This is a genomic window from Streptomyces malaysiensis subsp. samsunensis (assembly GCF_024519315.1).
In the GTDB taxonomy this organism is placed as follows: domain Bacteria; phylum Actinomycetota; class Actinomycetes; order Streptomycetales; family Streptomycetaceae; genus Streptomyces; species Streptomyces malaysiensis.
The window spans coordinates 143609-167112 of record NZ_JANIIC010000003.1 but is presented as its reverse complement, the minus strand read 5'-3'; the positions used below and the strand labels follow the sequence as shown (position 1 = coordinate 167112).

The 23504-nt window shown below is 71.0% G+C and carries 18 protein-coding genes and 1 pseudogene; 9 read left to right on the top strand and 10 right to left on the bottom strand.

What is annotated here, in order from left to right; all coding sequences use genetic code 11:
- Positions 1–18: 18 nt before the first annotated feature.
- The 5 genes from NQU54_RS03660 to NQU54_RS03640 all read left to right on the top strand — a co-directional run bounded on the left by NQU54_RS03660 (position 19) and on the right by NQU54_RS03640 (position 5745).
- Positions 19–951 (top strand): LLM class flavin-dependent oxidoreductase, encoded by a 933-nt coding sequence (locus NQU54_RS03660; protein WP_257629724.1) that lies wholly within the window; start codon positions 19–21, stop codon positions 949–951.
- Positions 948–2171 (top strand): acyl-CoA dehydrogenase family protein, encoded by a 1224-nt coding sequence (locus NQU54_RS03655; protein ID WP_257629723.1) that lies wholly within the window; start codon positions 948–950, stop codon positions 2169–2171. Before NQU54_RS03660 ends, NQU54_RS03655 begins: the two co-directional genes overlap by 4 nt.
- Positions 2172–2232: 61 nt before the next feature.
- The gene (locus tag NQU54_RS03650) at positions 2233–3270 is read left to right on the top strand and encodes an aldo/keto reductase (protein ID WP_257629722.1); all 1038 of its coding nucleotides are present in this window, start codon (positions 2233–2235) and stop codon (positions 3268–3270) included.
- The gene (locus NQU54_RS03645) at positions 3263–4381 is read left to right on the top strand and encodes an LLM class flavin-dependent oxidoreductase (RefSeq protein WP_257629721.1); all 1119 of its coding nucleotides are present in this window, start codon (positions 3263–3265) and stop codon (positions 4379–4381) included. Before NQU54_RS03650 ends, NQU54_RS03645 begins: the two co-directional genes overlap by 8 nt.
- A complete protein-coding gene (locus tag NQU54_RS03640) occupies positions 4378–5745 on the top strand; it encodes an NtaA/DmoA family FMN-dependent monooxygenase (RefSeq protein ID WP_257629720.1) in 1368 nt (455 codons plus the stop codon). Before NQU54_RS03645 ends, NQU54_RS03640 begins: the two co-directional genes overlap by 4 nt.
- Before the next feature lie 44 nt (positions 5746–5789).
- Here NQU54_RS03640 and NQU54_RS03635 read toward each other — a convergent pair whose 3' ends face one another.
- Positions 5790–6503: a GntR family transcriptional regulator gene (locus NQU54_RS03635; protein ID WP_257629719.1), complete on the bottom strand. Its 714-nt coding sequence runs from the start codon at positions 6501–6503 to the stop codon at positions 5790–5792.
- Positions 6504–6546: 43 nt separating this feature from the next.
- Positions 6547–7593 (bottom strand): extracellular solute-binding protein, encoded by a 1047-nt coding sequence (locus NQU54_RS03630; RefSeq protein ID WP_257629718.1) that lies wholly within the window; start codon positions 7591–7593, stop codon positions 6547–6549.
- A 507-nt stretch (positions 7594–8100) separates the two neighbouring features.
- Here NQU54_RS03630 and NQU54_RS03625 point away from each other — a divergent pair.
- The 4 genes from NQU54_RS03625 to NQU54_RS03610 are packed head-to-tail and all read left to right on the top strand — an operon-like array spanning position 8101 to position 13505.
- The gene (locus NQU54_RS03625; RefSeq protein ID WP_257629717.1) at positions 8101–9828 is read left to right on the top strand and encodes an ABC transporter substrate-binding protein; all 1728 of its coding nucleotides are present in this window, start codon (positions 8101–8103) and stop codon (positions 9826–9828) included.
- On the top strand, positions 9828–10817 hold the full coding sequence (locus NQU54_RS03620; RefSeq protein WP_079152924.1) for an ABC transporter permease: 990 nt from the start codon (positions 9828–9830) through the stop codon (positions 10815–10817). Before NQU54_RS03625 ends, NQU54_RS03620 begins: the two co-directional genes overlap by 1 nt.
- The gene (locus NQU54_RS03615) at positions 10810–11817 is read left to right on the top strand and encodes an ABC transporter permease (protein ID WP_231981620.1); all 1008 of its coding nucleotides are present in this window, start codon (positions 10810–10812) and stop codon (positions 11815–11817) included. Before NQU54_RS03620 ends, NQU54_RS03615 begins: the two co-directional genes overlap by 8 nt.
- Positions 11814–13505 carry a dipeptide ABC transporter ATP-binding protein gene (locus NQU54_RS03610; RefSeq protein WP_257629716.1) on the top strand — a complete coding sequence of 564 codons (1692 nt, stop codon included), beginning with the start codon at positions 11814–11816 and terminating at the stop codon, positions 13503–13505. Before NQU54_RS03615 ends, NQU54_RS03610 begins: the two co-directional genes overlap by 4 nt.
- A gap of 156 nt (positions 13506–13661) precedes the next feature.
- On the opposite strand, the gene NQU54_RS03600 is transcribed toward NQU54_RS03610, so the two are convergent.
- The 8 genes and pseudogenes from NQU54_RS03600 to NQU54_RS03560 form a co-directional block, all read right to left on the bottom strand.
- Positions 13662–14477 (bottom strand): TauD/TfdA dioxygenase family protein, encoded by an 816-nt coding sequence (locus NQU54_RS03600; RefSeq protein WP_257629715.1) that lies wholly within the window; start codon positions 14475–14477, stop codon positions 13662–13664.
- A gap of 206 nt (positions 14478–14683) precedes the next feature.
- The gene (locus NQU54_RS49080; RefSeq protein ID WP_306278318.1) at positions 14684–15883 is read right to left on the bottom strand and encodes a S8 family peptidase; all 1200 of its coding nucleotides are present in this window, start codon (positions 15881–15883) and stop codon (positions 14684–14686) included.
- A 314-nt stretch (positions 15884–16197) separates the two neighbouring features.
- Entirely contained in the window at positions 16198–17193 is a 996-nt protein-coding gene (locus tag NQU54_RS03585; protein ID WP_257629714.1) for an aldo/keto reductase, read from the bottom strand.
- 138 nt (positions 17194–17331) lie between these two features.
- Positions 17332–17928 (bottom strand): TetR/AcrR family transcriptional regulator, encoded by a 597-nt coding sequence (locus tag NQU54_RS03580; RefSeq protein ID WP_069862670.1) that lies wholly within the window; start codon positions 17926–17928, stop codon positions 17332–17334.
- A 99-nt stretch (positions 17929–18027) separates the two neighbouring features.
- Positions 18028–18879, bottom strand: coding sequence for an oxidoreductase (locus tag NQU54_RS03575; RefSeq protein ID WP_257629713.1), 852 nt, complete (start codon positions 18877–18879; stop codon positions 18028–18030).
- A gap of 296 nt (positions 18880–19175) precedes the next feature.
- Positions 19176–20345: an aminotransferase gene (locus NQU54_RS03570; protein ID WP_257629712.1), complete on the bottom strand. Its 1170-nt coding sequence runs from the start codon at positions 20343–20345 to the stop codon at positions 19176–19178.
- Between the two features lie 152 nt (positions 20346–20497).
- A pseudogene (locus NQU54_RS03565) lies at positions 20498–21181 on the bottom strand (dienelactone hydrolase family protein); the annotation flags it as partial.
- 72 nt (positions 21182–21253) lie between these two features.
- Positions 21254–23440, bottom strand: a complete 2187-nt coding sequence (locus NQU54_RS03560; RefSeq protein ID WP_257629711.1) for an alpha-L-rhamnosidase C-terminal domain-containing protein — start codon at positions 23438–23440, stop codon at positions 21254–21256.
- Between the last annotated feature and the right edge of the window lie 64 nt (positions 23441–23504).

The following is a 23504-nucleotide window of genomic DNA, read 5'->3' as shown; positions in this document are numbered from 1 at the left end:
GGAGGGCCGGAACATCTCATGACCAGAACCATCGTCCTCGACCTCGCGGTCGGATCCTCCCGCTCCGCCGCCGACGCGATCGAGATCGCCGCGGTGGCCCGTGATACGGGCGTCACCGCGGTGCGCCTCCTCGACGGCGATCCGGATGACGTACTCGACACCACGGTGGTCGCCGCCCACCTGGCCGGCCGATTCCCCGAGTCGCACTGGATCGTCGACGCTCCGACGACACACAACGCGCCGTACAACCTCGCCCGCCGGGTGCTGTCACTGGACCGGGCCACCGGGGGCCGCACCGGCCTGGCCCTGCGAGCGGGAGACGGTGACGAGGTCAGTGAGGCGACGGTGCCCGACCGGACGGCCACGGCGCGGCACCGGCGGTGGGCCGAATACGCGGGTGTCCTGACCGGTCTGTGGGAGAGCTTTCCCGCCGCGGCGTTGCTCGGCGACCAGGCCACCGGCGTCTTCGCGGAGGACACTCTCATCAAGCCGATCGACCACGACGGCCGGTTCTACCGCGTGGCGGGGCCACTCGACGGACCGTCCTCACCGCAGGGGCGGCCGGTGCTCGTCGCCGACGCCCGCGACGATCTGGACTGGGCCGATGTCGTGGCCCTGGCCGATGCCGTCGTCATCTCCCGGGCCCAGGCCCCGGAGGCGGTCGCACGGCTGGCCGAGGCGTTCGAGCGCGTCGGCCGGCGGCGCGCGGACATCGCGGTGCTCGGCCGGGTCGAGCTGCCGGCGGACGACACCACCGCGGAGCGGACCGCCGCCCGGTTGGCCGACTGGGCCGAGCGGTACGGCTTCGACGGGCTGGAACTCGTCCCGACGGGTGACCACGACCGCCTTCTCGCCCTGCTGCGAGCACTCGTGCCACGTCTCGGGCCCTCCGACGGAGCGACCCTGCGCGCCGCGCTCGGCCTGCCCGAACCGATCGGAGCCGGTTCATGACCTGGACGCTCCACGCCACCGGCCGGGCCACAGACCCGGCCGCCCCGCCGACCGTGGCGGGCATCCGCGCCGCGATCGCGCCGGTCCTCGCGGAGCTGGCCGCGACCGCCCGCCGCCGTGAAGATACCCGGGACCACCCGTTCGGGCAGGTACGCGCGCTGGCCGAGGCACGGTTGCTGCTGATCGGTATTCCCTCCGAGGACGGCGGCGCGGGCGGGACACCGCGCGATGTCGCCGAGGTGGTCATCGACCTCGCGCGGGCCGATTCCAGCGTCGCCCAGGCACTGCGGTCGAGCTTTCTCATCGCCAACCGCGTCGCCGTACGCCGTGACCTGCCCCACCGGGAGCGCTCACTGGAGCGACTGCGACACGGCGACCTCTTCGCCGGCACCGGCAATGAGCGAACCGGCGGCGCGAGCGGCTCCGTGGCCACCACTCTCCGCCGTGACGGCTCCGGCTATGTGCTCAACGGCACCAAGTACTACAGCACCGGCGGCCTGTACGCCGCATGGTTCGGCGGCACCGCGGTCGACGAGAACGGCGACATCGTCCAGTTCACCGTTCCCACCGATCGGGAAGGCGTCGAACGGCTCGACGACTTCGACGCCGTCGGCCAGCGCCTCACGGCCAGCGGAACCACCCGGCTGACCGACGTCCGCGTCACCGATGACGAACTCGTCCGCATCGACAGGAACGAGCTGCGCAATCCGTGGCTGGGATCATTCGCCCAGCTCTACCTGGCCTCGATCCAGGCCGGTATCGCCGCCGCGGCGCTCGACGACGCGGTCTGGTTCGGCCGGGAGAAGGCCCGCCCGATCAAGCACAGCACGGCGGGCAGAACCATCGACGACCCGTATGTCCGGCATGTCGTCGGTCAGATGGCGGCCCGCGCACACGCCGCCCGCGGTTCCGTCGTCCTCGCGGCCGAGACACTGGAGCGGGTCCGGCACACCCCGGACGACGAGGTCCGCACGGCCGGCGCGACCGCGGCCATCGCCGTCGCCCAGGCGCAGTACATCGCCATCGAGTCGGCTCTCAAGGCGGGGGAACTGCTCTTCGACGTCGGCGGGGGCTCCGCGACCGACCGGGAGTACGCCTTCGACCGGCACTGGCGCAACGCCCGGACCGTCGCCAACCACAATCCCCGGGACTGGAAGGCAGCCGTGGTCGGCGCCTACCACCTGGCCGGTGAGGAACCACCGACCACCGGGCTCTTCTGAAACCACACCCGGCCCGCGACCCCTACCCAGTCTTCCGACGTCCACGAAAGGACACCCGTTCATGCCGGCCTTCGGACCCTTCGAAACCACTCACCACGCGGCGGACGACCGCTACACGAAGCAGGAGTACCGCCGTACCGGTGACTCGGGCCTCGACCTGCCCGCCTTCTCCTTCGGCCTCTGGCAGAAGTTCGGGACCGACTACCCCTACGAAACCCAGCGCGAGATCGTGCTGCACGCCTTCGACCTCGGAATCACCCATTTCGACAACGCCAACCGCTACGGCCCGCCGCACCGCGCCGCGGAGAAGTTCTTCGGGACGGTGCTGAGGAAGGACCTCGCACCCCACCGGGACGAGCTGATCCTGTCGACCAAGGCCGGCAACCCGATCGGCCCGAGCCCCTACCACAAGGGGGGCTCGCGCAAGTCGCTGCTGACCTCGCTCGACCACAGCCTGTGTGACCTCGGCACGGACTACGTCGACATCTTCTACAGCCACAGCCCCGACCTCGCCACCCCGCTGGAGGAGACGGTCGGCGCGCTGGTCACCGCGGTCCGGTCCGGCAAGGCGCTCTACGCCGGAATCTCCAACTACACCCCGGAGCGCGCCCATGAAGCGGCCGAGTCGCTCCGCCAGGAAGGGGTTCCGCTGCTGGTGCACCAGCCGCGGTACTCGATCTTCGATCGTCGCCCGGAAATCAACGGTCTGCTCAAGCTGGCCGCCGAGGACGGCTTCGGCCTCGTCGTCTACAGCCCGCTGGCCCAGGGGCTGCTGACCAACAAGTACCTCGACGGCGCGATCCCCCCGGGCGCCCGAGCCCGGAACAGCGCCTTCCTGTCGGCCGACGACATCGACGACACCTACCGCGAACGAGCCACGGCGCTCCATGAGATCGCCCAGCGGCGCGGACAGTCACTGGCGCAGCTCGCGCTGCAATGGGTGCTGCGGCAGCCGCAGGTGACCAGTGCGCTCATCGGCGCGAGCTCGACCTGGCAGCTGGACCACAACACCCGAGCGCTGGACTTCCCACCGCTGACCGATGAGGAACTCGCGCTCATCGACCGGCACGGCGTCCACGGGACCGGCGTCCGTGTCTGAGGGGACCTCCGAGCGTACCGGGGCGGTCGGAGCCGGAGTGGCGGACGGCCGCCCCTTCCGGCTCGCCTTCCTGCTCCACCTCGACTCGGACCTCGCCCCCGCCTCGGCCTACCGACAGGCCATCGAGCTGTTCGTCGCCGCCGAGCGACTCGGCTACGACTCGGGCTGGGTGATACACCGCCACTTCCGCCAAGGCAACGAGCATGTCTCCGCCCCACTGGTCCTGCTGGCCGCGATCGCCGAGCACACCACCCGCATCCGGCTCGGCACCGGTGTGCTCGTCCTGCCGCTCGCCGACCCGCTGGCCGTTGCCGAGGACGCGGCCGTGCTGGATGAGCTCAGCGGCGGGCGGGTGGAACTGGGCGTCGGCTCGGGGCCGTTCCCCACGGCCTGGGAGGCGTTCGGCCGCAGCCTCGATGACAAGCGGACCCTCTTCGACCGGAACGTGGCGAAACTCCATGAGGTCCTGGAGGGCCACCCGGTGAACACCGTCGGAGAGGTGCTGCACCCTCCGGGCACCGGAGTGCGGCAGCGGGTGTGGCAGGCGACCACGAGCGACCCGGGGCGGGCCGTCGACGCGGCGATCGCGGCCGCCGGGGCCGGCGACGGGTTGCAGCTTTCCCGGGCCGGCGACTGGACCGGCCGGCAGACCGTCGAGCAGCAGGCGGCTGTCGTCGCCGCGTATCGCGAAGCCGCGGCCGCAGCCGGGTACGAACCGCGTGTCCAGGTCTCGCGCGCGGTCTATCCGCACCCCGACAGCGCCGGTGCCCTCCGCGCTGTCGCCCCCGGTGTACGCCGCTGGCAGTCATGGGCGTCCAGGCGCCGTGCTGACACCGAGGCCGGCGTCGAGGAGTACCTCGAGCGCGACCGGGCACTGCTCGGGCCGGCCGGGGCGATCGCCGAATCCCTCGCCGCCGACCCGTCCCTCGCCGGAGCCACCGACCTGCTCGTCAGCTTCGTCCCCGGCGTGCCGGGGTTCGACGAGCACATCCGGCTGCTCACCGCCACCGCGCGGGAGGTCGCACCGCTGCTCGGATGGCATCCGCTTCAGGAGCCGTGCGCCACCGTGTCCGAACCACCGATCCCCCGGAGGGGAGCCCCGCGGCCGTGACCGGCTTTCACCTCAACCTCTCACTCCTGACCCCTGGCCACTTCCGCCAGGCGTGGCGACTGCCGCATGCCGATCCGCTGACCTACTTGGACGTCGACCACTTCAGCCGACTCGCGAAGGCCGCCGAGGACGCCAAGATCGACGCGGTCTTCCTCGGCGACGGTCCCGCTCTGGGAGCCGGTATCGAGCACGCACCGGACACGGGACTGGACCCGCTGATCCTGCTGGCCCATCTGTCCGGGAACACCGAACGTATCGGATTCATCATCACCAGTTCGACGACCTACAACTCGCCCTACAACCTCGCGCGCCGCTTCAACGCGCTGGATCATGTGAGCAAGGGACGCGCCGCGGTGAACATCGTGACCACCGGAACCACCGCGGCCGCGGCGAACTTCGGTCTGGAGGATCACCCGGACAAACCCACGCGATACCGCCGGGCCCATGAGTTCCTCGATGTGGTGACACGGCTGTGGGACGCGTGGGAGCCGGGAGCCGTCACCGGCGACAAGACGAACGGCAGATACGCCGACCCGAGCCGGATCCGCCCCATCGACCACCGCGGCGAGTTCTTCTCGGTTCGCGGCCCACTGCCCGTACCCGCCGGACCCCAGGGACGACCCGTGATCGTCCAGGCCGGAGGCTCGGAAGGCGGGCTGGGACTCGCGGGTGACTTCGCCGATGTCGTCTTCACCGTGGCGCAGACCCAGCCGAAGGCGGTCGCCTTCCGCGATGACATCCGCCGGCGCGCCACGGCGGCCGGGCGGCGACCGGATGATGTCAAGGTCTCACTCGGCGTGGTCGTCCTCGTGGCCGAGACCGAGGACGAGGCCCGGCGACGGGAGCGGGAGCTGTATGGAACGCTCCCGCTGGAGAGGCTCGCGGCGGCCGTGGTCACCGGTCTCGGTCTGCCCGCGGACAGGTTCGGGCCCGACGACACCATCACGATCGACGATCTCCCGGACGCTCCTGCGGAGGGGGCGTTCTCCGTCGGCTTCACCCTCTCGACGCGCGCCCTGATCGCCGAGCGCCCCCGCACACCGCGGGAACTCGTCCAGCGGTCGGCCGGTGGAGCGGGCCATCGGCTCCTGGTCGGCTCCGCGACACAGGTCGCCGACGACCTCGAGGACTGGTTCCGCGGGGGCGCGGCCGACGGCTTCACCATCATGCCGGCCGACTCCGCCGTGGACTTCGAGAACTTCACGCGCCTGGTGGTCCCGATCTTGCAGGCACGTGGACTCTTCCGGAAGGAGTATCCCACCGGCACACTTCGCGAACGCTTCGGGCTCCCATGGCCGCGGCACGCCCGCGCCGCCGCCGAGCGGCCGGACCCTCGCGCGCAGCGGCTCACCGAATTCGGCTGACTCGCCCCGGCGTCCGAGACCTGCGCCGGGGTGCCCGCCTACCGTCAGAACAGCTTCCGCAGGATCAGCTCCAGGGAGAACTCCACGTGTTCGCGTGCGGTCGTCGCCGCCTGTTCGGCGTCACGGGCGCATACCGCCGTGATGAGCTCGTCGTGCTGCCGGGAGGAGCGGGCGAGCTCATCGGGGCTGTAGAGGGCCGCCAGCCGGGTGTTGAAGTGGAACAGACGGTTGGCCCGGATCGCCGCCAGCAGCCGGAGGTTGCCCGATGCCGCGTTGATCGCGTCGTGGAAGCTGTCGTTGTTGCGGGCGCGGTCGTTCAGTACCGCCGGGTCGTGGGCGGTCATCCTCGGCCGCCAGCCCTCGATCACCTTGAGCTGTTCCGGTGTGGCTCGTCGGCCGGCCAGGCGGGCGGCGTGGCTTTCGAGCCCGCACCTGACCTCGTACAGCTGGACGATCTCGTCCTGGGTGTGCTCATGGACGATCCAGCGCCGTCGATGGGAGTCGATGAGCCCGTCCGCCTCCAGCCGCTGCATGCTCTCGCGCACCGGCGTACGGGAGACACCCAGCCGGGCGGCGATCTCGTCTTCGACCAGCGCGGCGTTGGGCCGCAGCACACCGGCGGTGATCTCGCGGCGCAGCGTCCAGTACACCTCCTCCGAGCGCCGGGTACGCGGGCGGGGCGGCGGAGCGGCGTCCCGTGCGCGGCCCTCGGCGGGCGCGCGCTCCACGGGTTCCGACTGCGCTGGATTCTGGGTCATCCGTTCCGATTCCTCATCGCCTGGGGACTGGTGTGCGGCGGCTCTAGTAAACCGGTCGTTCACCGGTGCCCGCCCGGCCCGTGTCCCAGGCGGGCACCGGAGGAGTGTGGTCGATCAGGTGCGGGACCTCGATGTCGAGGTAGAGCGGACCGCCGTCCTCGTGGAAGGAGCGCAGCCTCCGGGTCAGTTCGGGCAGTGACCGGACACGGTGGGCCCGCATTCCGCAGGCCCGCGCCACGCCGACCGCGTCGATGGTGCCGGGATCGACGCCGAAGTAACGCCGTCCGGTGTACAGATGCTGGAGCATCTTGATCCAGCCGAGGCTGTGGTTGGTGAACTGTAGGTGCACGATGGGCAGTCGCAGCCGCACGGATGTCTCCAGCTCGCCACAGGCCATGGCGAAACTGCCGTCGGCGGCCAGCCCGGCGAACTGGCCCTTCTTCGCGGCGTCCGCGAAGACGTCGATCCCCTTGGACAGATCCGCCTCACCACCGCCTTTGAGCTTGTTGACGACGGGCACGGCGTTGACGGCGAAGGCGGGGGCGTCCCAGGTGGTCACCTTGGAGCGGTACTCGGGCTTGAACAGATCGAGCCAGGACTTCGGGGGACTCTTGACGACGTTGGTGTTGTAAAGGATGCCCATGGCGTCCATCACCGTGTACACCCCCAAGCCGTCATCGCGGCGGAACTCCGGCAGCACCTTGGCCGCGTTGGGGACCAGTTTGGAGTCCACCGGGGCCCACAGGCCCTCGGCGGCCCCCTGGGCGAAGCTCTGGGCGTTGAAGAAGCCGAGGTTCAGCAGGGGCCGGTGCGCGTTGACCTGTACCGAGGAGACGAGTTTCGGGAAGGTCTCGGCATTGGTGCCCTCGATGTACCGGACCGTGACGCCGTATCTCTTCGCGAAGGCGTCCCCGACCTCCTTCGGCACCTCCCCCTGGGCCCCGGCCCAGCGGAACATGGTCAGCCGGGTCCCGCCGCCGGACGAGCCCCCGGGCGCGCCACAGGCGCTGAGGAGCCCTCCACCCAGGAGGGCCAGTCCGGCCGCTCCGGTGGACCGCAGAGCGTCACGGCGACTCACATGGTGCGTCATAGGGCTCTTCTTCCTCAGGTGCGATGCGTCCGGGCTTTCCTCCCGTGAAGTGCTCCCGATACTGCTTCGCATGCGAAGTCGGATGCAAGGGGCGGAAGATTTGTTCACGCGCCTGCAATAGAACAAGCCGTATGACCGGATCCCCGTCCCTCGGAGTCGTCGGCCTGCTCAGGAATCCGAGACGATTCGTCTCGGATGCTGATACGCTATTGTCTCGCGCGACACGCTCGTACAGTCTTCTCCCCATGTCGAGTCACCGCGTCCCCGTGCACGCCGGCTTCCGCCTGGCGCTCATCGGTGTGCACGCACACGCGGTGTCCGACGTCGACTGTCGCTGAGCCACGGGCTCGAAGAGGCGCTGCCCGCCTCGCGTCGTCATCCCACCGAGCCCGATCCGGCGCAACACTTCTCTCGCCCGTCGGTGCGGTTCGCGCGCTCAGCGCCCTTCCTCAGCTGTTTCCGCTGCCTTCCGACGGCGCCCTCCGCCCCGAAAGGCATCCATTCCCCATGCGTGAACCCAGACCGTTCGCCCAGCGCGCCGCCGTGGCCGCCGTCAGCCTGGTCCTCCTCGGAGGGGTCGCGGCCTGCTCCGGGCCGCAGGACGGCGGTGCGAGTTCCGGAGGGGGCGACGGGAAGGCGGCCAAGGGCGGCAAGCTCACCGTGCTCAACTCCGAGGCCCAGTCGGACTTCGACCCGGCCCGCCTCTACACCTCCGGCGGAGGCAACATCCCCTCGCTGGTCTTCCGTACGCTGACCACCCGCAACCGGGCGGCCGGTGCCGCCGGCACGAAGGTGGTCCCCGACCTCGCCACGGGCCTCGGCACCCCCAGCAAGAACGCCACGGTGTGGACGTACACACTCAAGAAGGGGCTGAAGTTCGAGGACGGCTCCGCCATCACCTCCGCCGACATCAAGTACGGCGTGGAGCGGTCCTTCGCCGCCGAACTCTCCGGCGGGGCCCCGTACCTGCGCGACTGGCTGATAGGCGGCGACACCTACCAGGGCCCCTACAAGTCCGGCAAGGGCAAGAAGACGCTCGACTCCATCGAGACGCCGGACGATCGGACCATCGTCTTCAAGCTGAAGAAACCCGTCGGCGACTTCCCCTACCTGGCGACCCAGACCCAGTTCGCGCCCGTGCCCCGGGACAAGGACACCGGCACCACCTACGAGAAACACCCCATCTCCTCCGGACCGTACGAGGTCGTCAAGAACACCAACGACGGTGAACGGCTCCAGCTGAAGCGCAATACGCACTGGTCCCAGAAGGTCGACGACCAGCGCAAGGCATACCCGGACACCATCGATGTGCGCTCCGGGCTCGACCCGGCGGTCATCAACCAGCGGCTGTCGACCAGTTCGGGCGACGACACCGCGGCCATCACCACGGACACCAACCTCGGCCCCGCCGAACTCGCCCAGATCGGCCAGGACAAGGCCCTGAAGTCACGGGTCGGGATCGGGCACTTCGGCTACACCGACTATCTGGCGTTCAACCCGAAGGTGAAGCCGTTCGACCGGCCCGGGGTACGCCGGGCGATCTCGTACGCGATCGGCCGCAGCAGCGTCATCAACGCCGTGGGCGGCTCCTCCCTCGCCGAGCCCGCCACCACCTTCCTGCCGAACCAGAAGGCATTCGGCTACACGCCCTACGACCACTTCCCGGCAGGCGGGAACGGCAACCCCGCGAAGGCCAAGGAGGAGCTGAGGAAGGCCGGTTACCCGGACGGCCTCACCGTGACCCTCACCCACTCCACCGCCGAGGGCGAGATGGGCCCCAAGGTCGCCGCGGCCGTCCAGCAGTCCCTGGCCAAGGCCGGCATCACGGTGAAGCTCAAGGGCCTGGAGACCAACGCCTACAACGAGAAGCGCTGGGACACCGACGACACCCCGGGGTTCTTCCTGAGCCGCTGGGGCGCCGACTGGCCCGCCGGCTACCCGTTCCTCGCCCCCATCTTCGACGGACGGCAGATCGTCAAGGACGGCGCCAACTTCAACCACGCCCAGCTCGACGACCCCGCGGTCAACAAGGAGATCGACGAGATCAGTGGGCTCACCGACCTGGACGCCGCGGCCGAGCGCTGGGGCGCCCTGGACAAGAAGATCGGTGAGCGGGCCCTCACGGTGCCGCTCTTCCACCCGGTCTACCAGCGCCTGGTCGGCAAGAACATCCAACACGTCGTCATCAGCGACTGGACCGGCGTCCTCGACATCTCGCAGGTGGCGGTCAAGTAATGGCGGTGCAGGACGTGTTGGCACCCGGGGCGGGCGATCCGCCCGCCCCGGGGCCGGCGGCCGGGGCCCGCGGTGTGTGGCGCAGGCTGCGCACCCGGCCCTCGGCCGTCGTCGCGGGCGCGGTGCTCGCCGCGCTGCTCCTGGCCGCACTCGCCGCGCCGCTGCTCACGGCGGTCAGCGGGCAGGACCCGTACACCTACCACGACGAGCTGGTGAACTCCGCGAGCGGCGGCGCACCGCACGGCGCGTTCGGCGGCATCAGCGGCACCCACTGGCTGGGTGTCGAACCCGGCACCGGCCGCGACCTCTTCGCCCGGCTGGTGTACGGCGCCCGGGTGTCGCTGCTCGTGGCGGCGGGGGCGCTGCTGCTCCAGGTGCTGATCGGGGTGAGCGTGGGCCTGGCCGCGGCGCTCGGCAACAGATGGGCGGACCAGGTCCTCAGCCGGATCACGGATGTGATGGTGGCGCTGCCGATGCTGGTCCTGGCGATCGCGCTGACCACCGTGGTACCCGAGGACTTTCCGCGCCCGCTGCTGCTCATCCTGGTCATGGGCGCCCTCAACTGGGGCGGTACCTCCCGGCTGGTACGGGCCCAGACCCTGACCCTGCGCCGCCTCGACTTCGTCGCCGCGGCCCGCCTCGGCGGCTCGGGCCCCCTGCGCGTGGTCCGGCGGGAGATGCTGCCCTCGCTCGCCGCGCCCGTCATCACCCACGCCGCCATCCTCCTCCCGTCCAACATCGTGCTGGAGGCGTCGCTGTCGTTCCTCGGCATCGGCGTGAAGCCGCCCACGCCCGCATGGGGCCAGATGCTGTCGACGGCGACCACATGGTTCCGTGCCGACCCGATGTACGTTCTGCTGCCGTCCGGGCTGCTGTTCGTCACGGTCCTCGCCTTCACCGTGCTCGGCGACGCGGTGCGCACCGCACTCGACCCGCGGGAGGCCAGCCGCCTGCGGGTGGGCACCCGCAAGGAGAAGACCCGTGACTGAACGATTTACGGGCCTGCGCTTCGCGGCGAAGCGCCTGGTGGGTGCCGTGACGGTACTGCTGGTGCTCTCCGTCGTCCTGTACGCCCTCTTCTACCTCGTCCCCGGCGACCCCGCCCAGCTCGCCTGCGGGGAACGCTGCAACCCGGCCCAGGTGGCGCAGGTGCGCGGCCAACTGGGGCTCGACGAACCGGCGTACGCCCAGTATCTGCACTTCCTCCAGGGCGTGTTCGCGGGCCGCGACTACTCGACGGGGACCTCGCTCCAGCACTGCGCCGCGCCCTGCCTGGGGCTGTCCCACCAGAACGACCAGCAGGTCACCGCGTTGATCGTGGCGGGGCTCCCGGCCACCACCTCGCTCGCCATCGGCGCGCTGGTGGTGTGGCTTGCGCTGGGTGTCGGCACCGGTCTGCTGTCCGCGCTGCGCCGCGGCGGGGTGACCGAACGCGTGCTCACCGTCCTCACCCTGGCCGGAACCGGCACCCCCGTCTTCATCCTGGGTCTGTTGCTGCTCATGGCGGTGTGCGCCTATCTGCGGTGGCTGCCGTTCCCGTCGTACGTCCCGCTGTCCCAGGACCCCGAGCAGTGGGCCTGGAACATGCTGCTGCCCTGGCTGACCCTCGGCCTCTTCGAGAGCGCGAAGTACGCCCGGCTCACCCGCTCCGCCACCCTCGAGGTCCTCGCGGAGGACCACATCCGCACCTTCCGCGCCTACGGAGTGAGCGAACGCGCCCTCGTCACCCGGCACGCGCTGCGCGGGGCGCTGCCCCCGGTGATCGCCCTGAGCGCGCTGGACCTGGGGCAGGTGATGGGTGGCGCGATGCTCACCGAGCAGCTCTTCGGCCTCCCGGGCCTGGGCCGGCTCCTCGTCGACAGCGTCCGCTCCGTGGACCTGCCGGTCGTCGTCGGTGTGGTGCTCGTCATCGGGACCGCCGTGGTCATCGCCAACGCCGTCGCGGACGTCCTCTACGCCCTGGCCGACCGAAGGGTGGTCCTGTCATGACACCGCATCAGCCGACGGATCCGGCGGCCGGGACGGCCGAACCCCTGGTCGAGGTCCGGGGACTGACGGTCGACTTCCCCATGGGCGAGGAGACCGTCCGCGCGGTCGACGACCTGTCCTTCCGGCTCACCGCCGGGCAGGCACTCGGCATCGTGGGGGAATCCGGCTCCGGGAAGAGCACGGTCGCCGCGGCGCTGCTGGGCCTGCACCGCGGCACCGGAGCACATCTGACCGGCACCGTACGGGTCGGCGGCATCGATGTGGCGACCGCGCCGGTACGGGAGCTGCGGCGTCTGCGCGGTGGCATCGCCGCCATGGTCTTCCAGGACCCGCTGTCCTCCCTCGACCCCTACCTGCCCATCGGCGACCAGATCGCCGAGGTCCACCGGATTCACACCCCGCAGGTGTCCCGGCGAGACGCCCGGCAACGTGCGATCACCGTGCTGGACCGGGTCGGCATCCCCGACGCGGCACGCCGCTCCCGGTCCCGGCCGCACGAGTTCAGCGGCGGTATGCGGCAGCGCGCACTGATCGCGATGGCGCTCGCCTGCGCGCCGCGGGTGCTGGTGGCCGACGAGCCGACCACCGCCCTGGACGTGACCGTCCAGGCCCAGATCCTCGACCTGCTCCACGACCTGCGCGCGGAGACCGGCATGGGCCTGGTCCTGGTCTCCCACGACCTGGGCGTGGTGGCGAGCAGTGTGGAGGACATGCTGGTCATGAGGGGCGGGCGGGCCGTGGAGCGGGGTCCGGTGGGCACCGTTCTGAAGTTCCCGCGGCAGCCGTACACCCGCGAACTGCTGGCCGCCGTGCCCCGGGTGGAGGCCCGGCGTGCGCCGATGGCCGCCGCGTCCGCCCTCTCGTCCGCGTCCACGGGCGATGTCCTGCTGGAAGCGGCGGAGGTGCGCCGGGAGTTCGGGCGCAGGAAGGACCGCACGGTCGCCGTGGACGGTGTGTCGCTGACCGTGGCGCGAGGCGAGACCCTCGGCATCGTCGGCGAGTCGGGCAGCGGCAAGACCACACTGGGCCGGATGCTGGTCCGCCTGCTGGAACCCAGTGGCGGCTCCGTCCGCTACCGGGGGCACGAGCTGACCGGTGTCCACAGCGACCTTCAGATGGTGTTCCAGGACCCGGTCTCCTCGCTCAACCCACGCCGCGGCATCGGCGAGTCCGTCGCCGACCCGCTGCGCGCGGCGGGGAACCTCACCGACATGGAAATCACCCGGCGAGCGCGGGAACTCCTGGAGCGCGTCGGACTCGACCCGCGCTGGTACCACCGCTATCCGCATGAGTTCAGCGGTGGTCAGCGCCAGCGCGTCGGCATCGCCCGTGCGCTCGCGCCCGGACCGAAGCTCATCGTGTGCGACGAGCCCGTCTCCGCGCTCGACGTCAGCACCCAGGCACAGGTCCTGTCCCTCCTGGCAGAACTCCAACGCGACCTCGGGCTCGCCCTGGTGCTGATCGCCCACGACCTCGCGGTGGTGCGGCAGGCCAGCGACCGGGTGGCGGTCATGCGCCAGGGCACCGTCGTGGAGGAGGGCCCGGCGGACACGGTCTACGACGCCCCCGACAACCCCTACACCAAGGCCCTGCTCGCGGCCGTCCCCGTACTCGACCCGGCAGAGGCCGCACTGCGCCGCGAGGCCCGCCGAAACGGCGGCGGGCTCCTCAGGGCGAGTGCCGGCTAGAAGTGTCCTTCGGAGCGGGGCCACCGCGCCGGGTGGGCCGCCGGGGTGGCCCCGCTCCACGACAACCGCACCCGCCGCGGACCGCCGTCTTCCGGTCTGCTCGGCACCCTCGGCTATCCCACCGGCGCCCACGAGCGGCAACCTCACCGGACGTCGTCAGGATCGGGGCCCGCGCACCGGCTCCACTCCGATGACCTTGCGGTAGACGCGGGCGCCGTCGCCGTAGTCGTCCACGGCGTAGTGCCAGGTCGCCCTGTTGTCCCAGAGCACGAAGTCACCGGCCTGCCAGCCGAAACGGATCGTGTAGTCGGGCGACGAGGCATGCCTGAGCAGATGGTCGAGCAGCACCCTTCCCTCCTGCGCCGTGACACCTGTCAGACCGAGCGCCGAGGTGCTGATGAACAGTCCCTTCCGGCCGGTCTCGGGGTGTTTCAGAACGACCGGATGCTCGGTGGTCTCTTCGACCCCGCGTCGCCTGCTGCCCTGTGCGTAGTTCTCCGCATTGGCGTCGTAGACCGCGTTGACCGATTCGAGCAGCTCCTTGAAGGGCTCGGACAGGTCGTCGTACGCCGCCTGAAGATCGGCCCACAGAGTATGACCGCCCAGCGCGGGCACGACCTCGTACGTCAGCGACTCGATGGCGAAGACCGGGTTCCGCCACAGCCCGCCGATGTGCCAGGTGCTGGCCTTCCCGGTCCGCTGGACGTTGTACGGATAGACCAGCGGATTGGCGGGGTCCTTCACCGCGGTCGGGTGGGCGAAGGGCTCCGCGAAGGCGCGTACGGCCTCGACGTGCTGATCCGGTGTGAGGTGCTGGCCGCGGAACACCAGCACCTTGTGCTCCCGGAACGCCCGGCGCAGATCCTCGGCGGTTCGCTCGTCGACGCCGGTCCTCAGGTCGATGCCGGTCACCTCCGCGCCGAACCGCGGACCTGCCCGCCGTATCTCGAAGCCCGTGGCAGTGGTGGTCATGGTTTCTCCTCAGGTGTTCCAGCGCGCAGTAGCTGTATCTGCGCCGGGTCCGCTGCTGTCGGAAGCCGTTCTTGTACCGCCGCTCGTAGCGTTTCGGATCGACGGTGAAGTTCTCCGGGAAGCGCTCGGGCGGAGTGCCGCCCGCCGGATGGGGTCCGGCGGGCGGCTGGTGTGATCAGGGAAGGCGGGGTACGGCGATCAGGGGGTCACTGCACGATCTTCAGCAGCTTGTTGGGGGAGCCCGAACCGATGCCGGAGAGCGCCCCCGAGGTGGCCCCGTCCACCAGCGCGCTCCCCACCTCGGACGGGGACGCCGTGGTGTGCCCCGAGAGGTAGATCGCCGCGGCGCCCGAGACATGCGGGGCGGCGAAAGAGGTCCCGGAGCCCGTGTAGGTGGCGGTGTCGGAGGTGTTCCAGCCGGCCGTGATGTTCGAGCCCGGGGCGAAGAGGTCCACGCTCGAGCCGTAGTTGGAGTAGCTTGCCCGCGCGTCCGTGTTGGTGGTGGCGCCCACGGTGAGGGCGGTGGGTACCCGGGCGGGGGAGTAGTTCGCGGCGTTGGCGTTGGAATTGCCGGCCGCGATGGAGTAGGTCACCCCGGAAGCGATCGACTTGGTCACCGCGTTGTCGAGGGAGGTACTGGCGCCACCGCCCAGTGACACGTTGGCGACGGACGGGCCCGAGTGGTTGGCGGTGATCCAGTCCACGCCCGCGATGACGCCTGCCGTGGTACCGGATCCGTCATTGCCGAGCACCCGGACGGCCACGATGTTCGCCTTCTTGGCCACGCCATAGGTGCTGCCCGCGACGGTCGTGGCGACGTGCGTGCCGTGGCCGTAGCCGTCCTGCGCGGTGGTGTCGTTGTCCACGAAGTCGTAACCGTACGACGCCCGGCCGCTGAACTGCGCGTGGGTGATCCGCACACCGGTGTCGAGGACGTAGACGGTCACGCCGCCGCCGGCACTGTCCGGATAGGTGTACGTGCCGCTCAGCGGCAGGTTGGACTGGTCGACGCGGTCCAGGCCCCAGGGTGCGTCGGTCTGGGTCGCGTCGGCGTGGACCTGCTGGTCCTGCTCGACGGAGGCGACCGCCGGATCGGCGGCGAGTCTCCGGGCCTCGGCGGGCGCCAGACGCACCGCATAGCCGTTCAGCGCGGCGGTGAAGGTCCGCTTCACCTGGCCGCCGTATCCGGATATGAGGTCCTCGCCCCGGACGGAGGACGCCGTGAAGCCGGCCGTCTTGTTCAGGGTGACGATGTAGCTGCCCGGGACCGCTTCCGCGGCTCCGGCGTTCAGGACCGTGCCTTCGGCCGGTGCGGCGTGGGCGGGGAGCACCGTAACTGCTCCGATGGCCGCCGCGGCGGCCATTCCTGCGGCGATCCGCCGCTTGGTGGTACGCATCACTGCCATCGCGAGGGAGTCCTCCTCGGTCGGTGGCGCGCTGCGGTGCGTGCGCGCTCTGCGGGTTGTGGGGCTTGCGCGTTCGCGGGGAGCGCATGGTCACGCTTCCGGCTCGTCGAGGATTCGCCGGGTCGTGTGCGGGTGGCAATGGATGACATAAACATGACATGCAGCCGTGGCGGTGCGTCATATGGCGTTACGGACGGTAAAATCCGTGTCATCACACGTACATACACGGCGGGTGACAGCCGTTTCATCCTCGCTCCGGGCCGGAGCCTTATCGGGGGGCCGCTGCGGTCGGCGGGAGCGGCGGGCCACGCCGCTCACTGCCCCAGGATCCGGTCGACATCGGCCAACTGTCCGGCGGTGAGCGGCCCCTTCGCGATCGCGCCCGCGTTCTCCTCGGCCTGGAGGACCGTACGGAAGCCGGGGATGGGGATCGTCCGCGGGCTGCGGGCCCAGATCCAGGCGAGGGCGCCCTGTGCGAGGGTGCGACCCTCGCTGGTGAGGATGTCCCGCAGGGCGTCGACCCGCCGGAGCCAGGCCGGGTCCGCGCCCGCGTCCGCGATGAACCCCGGCAGCCAGGCCGGGGGCGCGTTGCGGATGTCCCCGTTCTCCAGGGAACGCCCGGCGGTGTGCTTACCGGTGAGCAATCCCATGGCGAGCGGGCTGCGGTTGATGCTGGCGAGGTCCGACTCCGCGCAGAGCGCCAGGAGTTCGTGCGCGTCCTGGAGGACGTTCAGACGGTGCTGGACGGCCGTGCAGTGCGGGCCCTCGGCGAAGACCGCGGCCCGGGCGGGGTCGTCGGTGCTCCACGCGTACGCGCGGATGAGCCCCTCGCGTACGAGTTCCTCGCAGACGTCGCGGAGTCGGGCGGCCCGTTCGGGGGCGGCGTCGGAGATGTGGAGCTGGTACAGGTCGACGTGGTCCGTGTCCAGGCGCCGCAGTGAGGCGGTCAGGGCGCGGCGTACATGGTCCGGGGAGTCGTCCTGTCCGTGGCGGATCCGGGTCCGCTCGTCGAAGAGATTGCCCCATTTCGTGGCGACGACGACGTCGGCGCGGTGCTTGCCGAGGGCGCGGCCGAGTACGCGTTCGCTGTGGCCGGTGCCGTACACATCGGCGGTGTCGAAGAAGGTGACGCCGAGGTCGAGTGCGCGCCGAATCGCCCGCACCGAATCGTCGTCGTCAACCCTGCCCCAGCCCAGGGGCTCCCCGTCGGCGGACCGCCACTCACCGCCGATGGCCCAGCAGCCGAAGCCGAGGGCGCTCACTTCGATGCCGCTACGGCCCAATGTCCTGTTGTGCGCCGTGGTCTCCATGCCCGTGGACAGTAGGAGCTGGAGCGCGCACGAGGACAAGCCCCATTGCGACACCGGCGCCCGCCCGTCCGGGGCCGGCAACCTCACCCTCGGCGACAAGGCCGTGTCCCCGGCCGTGAGGGCACGCCGTGGTGGGCTTCAGCCGTTCATGACGCGGCGCCAGATCTCCATGGTGGTCGCGGTCGCGTGGGCGAGGTCTTCCCCGGGCGAGCAGGCGGCGCGGTAGAAGGTCCGTTCCGTCATCCAGCACAGGGCGCCCGCCAGCGCCGCGGCTCCGTCGGGGCCGTGCTCATCAGGGATTCCTGCCCGCTTCAGCACCTGGGTCATGGAGCGGGCGAACGCTTCGACCGTGTCGTTCCAGGCGGACCCGATCACCGGGTGCAGCGCGGAGTAGTCGACGGCCGCCCGCATGACGGTGCCGTGCTCGCGCCAGACCCGCTCCACCCCGTGGACGGCCCGTTCCATGACGTCGACGGGTGGGGAGGCGGCATCCTGCGCCGTGCTGTCGGCCTCGGCCCGAATGGTGCGCATGGTGCGCTCGACGAGAGCGGCGAGGACTTCGTGCTTGTTGCCGAAGTAGAAGTAGAGGGAGCCACGTGAGATCCCGGCACCTTTGGCGATCGCCTCGACCGTGAGCTCCTCGAGACTGGTGTGTTCGAGCAGCGCCTCGGCGGCGTCCAGGAGTGCCTGCTCGCGCAGGTCTCCCTTTCTCGGGGCGGCACCGCGCCTTCCCACTGTGGCCTCCCCTGATCGGCTCTTCCGAGCACTGTACTTCCGCCGGACGAGGGACCGGGGCGTGGCCCTCGTCCGGCTCGGTGCACAACGCGCCGCAGGTCAGTTGCCGGTGAGCTGGGCACCGCCGGGGAAGTCGGTCGTCCGGGACAGCTTCTCCCAGCTGCGGATGTCGTCGTCCACCGACTGCCGGGCCGCCGTGATCAGGCGCAGCGCGTCCGAGCCCAGCACGAGGTGGGCGGGCGGCTCGGGGACATCGAGGATGTGCAGCAGCGCCTCGGCGGCCTTCTCCGGGTTGCCGAGCTGATTGCCACTGGCGCTGATCCGCGCCTCGCGGATCGGTGTGAACAGCTCGTCGTAGTCGTCGATGGCGCGTTCCGCGCGGGTCATCGACCGTCCGGCCCAGTCCGTGCGGAACGAGCCGGGCTCGATGGCCGTGACGTGGATACCGAACGCGGCGACCTCCTTACGGATGCTCTCCAGCATCCCCTCCAGGGCGAACTTGCTGCCGCAGTACGCCGACATGCCGGGCACCGCCATCAGACCGCCCATGGAGGTCACCGCCATCAGATGGCCCGCGCGCCGCCTGCGCATATGGGGAAGGACGGCCTGGAGTGTCGCCGCGGCCCCGAACACATTGGTCTCGAACTGCGCCCGGACCGCCGACAGGGGTGTCTCCTCGAAGATCCCCTCCAGGCCGTAGCCCGCGTTGGCGACGGCCACATCGATCGGACCGACGGTCGCCTCGACCTCGTCGACCACGGCGCGTACGGCCTCGTCATCGGTCACATCCAGCCGACGCGCATGGGCGCGTCCCGGCGCCAGGGCCTCGAACGCCGCCATGTCGGCTTCCCGGCGCACGGTGCCGATCACCGTGTGCCCCGACTCCAGTGCTCCCTCGGCGAACGCCCGGCCGAGCCCGCTGCTCACACCGGTGATCAGGAAGGTCTTCATTTTCGTTCACATCCCTTGGCCGCGGCAGGTGCGCCGCGTCTGCGATTCGGCCTCTCTCTTAAAATCTACACCACGTCGATTTTTTTCTGCGTGGCGTAGATCTGGGGTCGCGGGGCAGGGCATGCTTGAGAGCGCACAGATCGAGGGGGCCGGTGTGATCGAGGTGTTACTCACCGGAGTGGGCGCGGCGCGGCCACGACGGCGCGGAGTATGTGCCGCGGGCGTACGGCGCCATCGCGGCCGACGCCGCGCGCGGCCGGACGCCCGCTGAGCGCGGGCCGGGCCGGAACGCGGGGTCAGCCCAGGAGATCCTTGGCCATCAGCTCGAGACGCTCGGCGAATTCGGTGAGTCCGGCCCCGCTGACGTTGCCGAAGCTGGCCCGGAACATCTGGCGGTCGTCGGGCAGGAAGGCGGTGCCCGGTATGACGAGCGTGTCGTAGCGGATGACGAGGTCGCGCACGACCTCGTCGGTGGGGCGCCCGGCGAAGGGGTGGCGGATCCAGCCGAAGAATCCTCCGCTGCTCATCAGCTCGAAACCGCCCGGCCGATCGGCCAGCGCGGTTTCCAGCCGACGTCGCTTGTCCGCGATCTCGTTCGCACGCGCGCGTCGCCATTCCTGGGCCGAGGCCAGCCCGGCCCAGGCGGCCTCCTGCCCGATGCGCGGAGGGCAGATCGCCACACAGTCGAGCAGCTTCATCACCTGGCGGCTCAGCTCCGGCGAGGCGACGACCGCGCCCACCCGGTAGCCGGGAATCGCCAGGTCCTTGGAGAAGCTGTGCAGGCTCACCAGGGTCCGGTCCCAGTCCGGGTCGGCGAACAGCTCGTGTGCCGGTTGCGCGGTGTCGCGGAACGAGCGGTAGGTCTCGTCCAGGATCAGCGCGATGTCGTGCCGCTTCGCCACCTCGTAGAACCCCGCGAGCACATCAGGCGTCAGGGTGACGCCGCTCGGGTTGCCCGGGGTGACCAGCACGATCGCCCGGGTCCGCGGCGTGATGAGCGCTTCGGCCGCCTCCGGGTCGGGCACGAGGTCGGGGCCGGGCTCCAGGTATCGCGGCACGACGCCGTTCATGCGCAGCCACATGTCGTAGTTGAAGTAGTACGGCAGGACTTCGATGACCTCGTCACCCGGCTCGGTGAGCGACTGGGCGACCAGGCAGAACGCCTGATTGCAGCCCGCGGTGACGACCATCTGGCCGGCCCCCACCGGGCTCTGGTACGCGTGGCCGAGGTCGGCGGCGAACGCCTCCCGCAGCCGGGGCAGCCCGGGAGCCGGTACGTAGGCGGCGCCGTTCGGCTCGTGCGCGACCCTGGCGACGTGCTCGTTCATCTCGATCGCGGGCGGGTAGCTCGGCGCGGCCTGGGCCAGATCGAGTAGCGCACGCTCGCCACTGCGGCCCGCCAGCAGGGCGTAGGTCGCGCCCATCGGCGAATCGATCTCGTGCACGGTTCGCGGGCTGAGTCGCACGTCGGCGCTCCTTCACGGGTTGGCGATTTCACGGGCTGGCGATCCGCTGACCGTCGACCACGATGCTATCGGCGCCATGCCGCTCGGCCTCGGCGCGACGGGGGCGCGGTATCGGCGGCCCGACCGGCGGCCGGGCGCCGATACCTGCCACCTCAGGCCGGTGAGCGTATGGCCCCGCCGAGGTGCCGGGCGAAGAACCGGACCGCGCTGTCGGCCTCGAACCTGGGCACCTCCTTGTGCCTGCTCCCGTTGGTGTGCAGCGTCTTCTCCGTCGAGGCGAAGGCGTCGAACAACGCGAGATCGGACGGGCGCGGGATGTGTTCGTCGTCCCCCTGGAGCACGAACTCGACCGGGATGGTGATCCGCTTCGCCGTCTCGGCCAGGGTCTCGTGCCGGAGGACACCGAAGACCGCGGCGGTGATCCTGGGATCGGCCGCCGCCGGCGGCACCCCGATCGCGGTGCCCATGTTCAGGCCGAAGTAGCCGACCGGCCCATCGGCGCCGATCTCCGGCAGCTCCTGGAGGGCGTCCAGGGTCGCCTGCCACTCGGGCACGGCACGCTCGGCCAGGTGGGCGTTGTACCGGACGACGATCGGGCCGACCGGCTCGTCCGCCGCCATCGTCCGCCGGAGCGTGTCGATCTCCCGCTCGTCGACCGCCGTACGCGCCCGGCCGCCGTGGCCGGGCGCGCTGATGGCCACGACGTGGGAACCGCGGTTGGCCACCAGGAGGTCCGCGCGGCCCACCATCCCCGGCGCCTTCTTGTGTGTGCCGCCACCGTGCCCCAGGAGCACCAGGGGCGCGCGATCGGGGCCGGACGCGGGCGACCAGAGCACACGGTGAAGTCGCGTGCTACGACACCGTTGGGCGGCGGTACGACGTTGCCCCACGGCCATCGACCCCGTCCCCTACCCCGCCCAGGCGAAGGTGGCGGTTCCGCTCACCCCCTCGAAGACGACCGTATCGCCCACGCGGTGGGCGCCCCGGCCCGCGTCCCCCGACGGGCGGCCGTCGTGCCAGGCGATCCGGCCGTTCACGGCGATGGTGCGGTCCTTGCCGAGGAGGGGCACCGCGACCCGGCCGGACGTGCCCTCCGGCGCCCGGACGGTGAGGACGAACGAGTCGTCGCCCGCCCCGCGCCGCCACCGTACGGACACCGTGCCCGCCGGCACCGGCACATCGCCCTGCGCCCAGCGCAGGTCGACCGGGTGGGGTTCCACCGCCCATCCGCGGTAGCCGTCGGTGAGCGGCCGGATGCCGAGCACGTTCATCGACAGCGCGGGCACCGCGGTGCTCCAGGCGTGGGCCATACCGACGTGTCCGCCCCAGGTCAGCGAGGTGCCGGGCCGGGGCACGGCCGGTTTCCCGTCGGCGCCTGCCTCCTCCCACGGCGTTCCGGGGCCGTTGCGGACCATGTGGTCCCACGCGGTGCGGATCAGCCCGAGCGCTCCGGCGCCGTCGCCGTGCCGGAACCGGCCCAGGCTCTCCTGGGCCAGCACATACGGGGAGATGTACCGGGTCATGTACGGGTTGTCGGTGTGCCGGGTGGTGAGTGTGCCGTACGGACTACTGAGGTGCGTGTTCAGATAGGCGATGGCGCGGCGGGCCCGTTCGCGGTCGAGCACCCCGAAGGCGAGGGCGGCGGCGTTGGCATCGGCGGTGGGGTCGCGGCGCGGGTCGTCGGTGTTGAGCGTCATGGCCCCGGCCACCGGGTCCCACAGCCTGGCGATGAGCGCGGCCCGGACCCGGTCCGCCCGGTGGTCGAGCGCCGCCGCGGCGTCCCGGTCGCCCGCCACGGACCGTTCGAGCCGGGCGAGTGAGCGCAGGGCCGCGTAGTAGGCGGCGTTGGTGGTGGCGTCGACACCGGCGGCCCGGTCCGGGGTGTGCCAGTTCTGGGCGGCCAGCCCGCCGTAATCGGCGGTCCGGAACAGCCCGCCGTCGGCGTTCGGGGCATGTTCGGCGAAGAACCGCAGGGCGCGGCGTGCGACGGGCAGCAGCGGCTCCACGAAGGCGCGGTCCCCGGTGAAGCGCAGATAGTCGGCCACGCTGACGACCCACAGGAGGGTGAAGCCGTCGAGCCTGACCTTCCCGGCCTCGCCCGGCGGCTCGAACCCCGGCGGAGACCCGTCCGGGGGACCGGGGTTGCCGGGCTCGCACGGCACGTCGATCAGACTGGTGGCCGGAAGCGTGCCGTCGGGCAGCTGCTGGCAGGCGAACAGGTTGATGGTGTCGCGCAGTACGCGGCGGTACGCGCCGCCCTGCTGGTACGCGGCCAGGGCCACGAGCTGGAGGTCGCCCGCGTAGACGGTTCGGTCCCGCTTGGGACCGTCCATGACGACCCACGGCCGGTCCCGCCCCGCGCCGGTACGGCGTCCACGGGCCGTCGACAGGTCCAGGCCGTACGCGCTCGCGTACCAGGCCCGGTTGAGCACCGGGTCGCTGGAGAGGAAGTGCCCGTCGTACGCGCCGGGGAAGGTGGTCTGCCGCACCCGTACGAAGTCCAGGGTGAGCGAGCCGGGTCCGTCCAGCGTGATCGCGATGTACCGCTGGGAGCCGCGCAGACCGGGGCTGCGCAGCACGGTGGGTCCGCGCGGCGGTGCGTGGACGTCCGCCCGTCCGTCGGGATCGTCGTCGGTGCCCAGGGTCCGGCCCTGGTGGAAGAAGCCGCCGGGGTCGGGATCGGCGTCCCCGTCCGGGCCGAGGTACTGGCGCGCCTCCGCGTACGACGCCCTGATCGGCGCGCCCGACGCCCGCCGGATCCCCAACTCGACGTATCCTCCGGCCAGTACGCCGAGGTCGATCACCAGCCGCGCGCCGCGCGGCGCGGTCGTAGCGAGGGTCGCCGCCGCCCCGCCCTCCCGTAACACCCCGTCGGCGCCGGTGACGGTGCCACCGTCTCCCTCGGCCGTCACCGATGTGGGCCGTACGAACGTGCCGGGGACGTCCAGCACTTGCTGTCGCCAGGCCGGGTCCATGGCGACCGGCTTCCGGGACATCGCCACTGCCCGGTCCTGAGGTCCGGCGGCGTGCGTCCCGGGGAGAGCGGCGGCGAGGGTGGCGGCGAGACAGCCGAGAACCACGGTCGAACGAGTCATTCGGTTTGATTTCATTGTTTATGCTGTACGCATACGCTGAGTGGTGGTCAACGTTTGGCGGGGT

What these genes read in the sequence shown, in the direction of transcription:
- NQU54_RS03660 (WP_257629724.1), top strand. Translation starts at nt 19, where the DNA reads ATGACCAGAACCATCGTCCTCGACCTCGCGGTCGGATCCTCCCGCTCC.
- NQU54_RS03560 (WP_257629711.1), bottom strand. Translation starts at nt 23,440, where the DNA reads ATGACTCGTTCGACCGTGGTTCTCGGCTGTCTCGCCGCCACCCTCGCC.
- NQU54_RS03635 (WP_257629719.1), bottom strand. Translation starts at nt 6,503, where the DNA reads ATGACCCAGAATCCAGCGCAGTCGGAACCCGTGGAGCGCGCGCCCGCC.
- NQU54_RS03585 (WP_257629714.1), bottom strand. Translation starts at nt 17,193, where the DNA reads ATGGAGACCACGGCGCACAACAGGACATTGGGCCGTAGCGGCATCGAA.
- NQU54_RS03610 (WP_257629716.1), top strand. Translation starts at nt 11,814, where the DNA reads ATGACACCGCATCAGCCGACGGATCCGGCGGCCGGGACGGCCGAACCC.
- NQU54_RS03630 (WP_257629718.1), bottom strand. Translation starts at nt 7,593, where the DNA reads ATGACGCACCATGTGAGTCGCCGTGACGCTCTGCGGTCCACCGGAGCG.
- NQU54_RS03650 (WP_257629722.1), top strand. Translation starts at nt 2,233, where the DNA reads ATGCCGGCCTTCGGACCCTTCGAAACCACTCACCACGCGGCGGACGAC.
- NQU54_RS03655 (WP_257629723.1), top strand. Translation starts at nt 948, where the DNA reads ATGACCTGGACGCTCCACGCCACCGGCCGGGCCACAGACCCGGCCGCC.
- NQU54_RS49080 (WP_306278318.1), bottom strand. Translation starts at nt 15,883, where the DNA reads ATGGCAGTGATGCGTACCACCAAGCGGCGGATCGCCGCAGGAATGGCC.
- NQU54_RS03575 (WP_257629713.1), bottom strand. Translation starts at nt 18,879, where the DNA reads ATGAAGACCTTCCTGATCACCGGTGTGAGCAGCGGGCTCGGCCGGGCG.
- NQU54_RS03625 (WP_257629717.1), top strand. Translation starts at nt 8,101, where the DNA reads ATGCGTGAACCCAGACCGTTCGCCCAGCGCGCCGCCGTGGCCGCCGTC.
- NQU54_RS03620 (WP_079152924.1), top strand. Translation starts at nt 9,828, where the DNA reads ATGGCGGTGCAGGACGTGTTGGCACCCGGGGCGGGCGATCCGCCCGCC.
- NQU54_RS03600 (WP_257629715.1), bottom strand. Translation starts at nt 14,477, where the DNA reads ATGACCACCACTGCCACGGGCTTCGAGATACGGCGGGCAGGTCCGCGG.